We start from the raw sequence: 399 nt of genomic DNA, 5'->3' as shown, positions 1-399 counted from the left end.
AGCATCAAGGTAACGGCGACCGACCTTGCCGGCCTTGCCGCCAGCGAGACCTTCAACATCACCGCGACGACAGCTCCCACGACCTACAGCCTGTTCAGCGCCTCCAATACGCCGGCCCAGACAAACCTCAACGATGGTCAGCAACTCGAACTCGGCGTCAAGTTCCAGTCAAACGTTGCCGGTGATGTCACCGGCATCAAGTTCTATCGCAGCGCCAGCGACACCGGCCAGAACGTCGTCGACCTGTGGACCACCGCAGGCGCCAAGCTCGCCACCGCCACCTTCACCAACACCTCGGCGAGCGGCTGGCAGACGGTGAACTTTGCAACCCCCGTCACCATCACCGCCAACACCACCTATGTCGCCTCGTACCACACGACCGGGGCCTATGTGGCGACC

The 399-nt window shown here is 62.7% G+C and carries 1 protein-coding gene; it reads left to right on the top strand.

The genetic code is table 11. The features are described 5' to 3' along the window. Nucleotides 1-399, top strand: a 399-nt coding sequence (locus tag K9B32_RS28885) for a DUF4082 domain-containing protein (protein WP_224568815.1), incomplete at both ends; no start/stop codon positions are given.

The sequence above is a fragment of the Rhizobium sp. 3T7 genome (genome assembly GCF_020166565.1).
Taxonomy (GTDB): Bacteria; Pseudomonadota; Alphaproteobacteria; order Rhizobiales; family Rhizobiaceae; genus Rhizobium.
The sequence above is the reverse complement of the archived record's forward strand: the minus strand, read 5'-3'. Positions and strand labels throughout refer to the sequence as shown.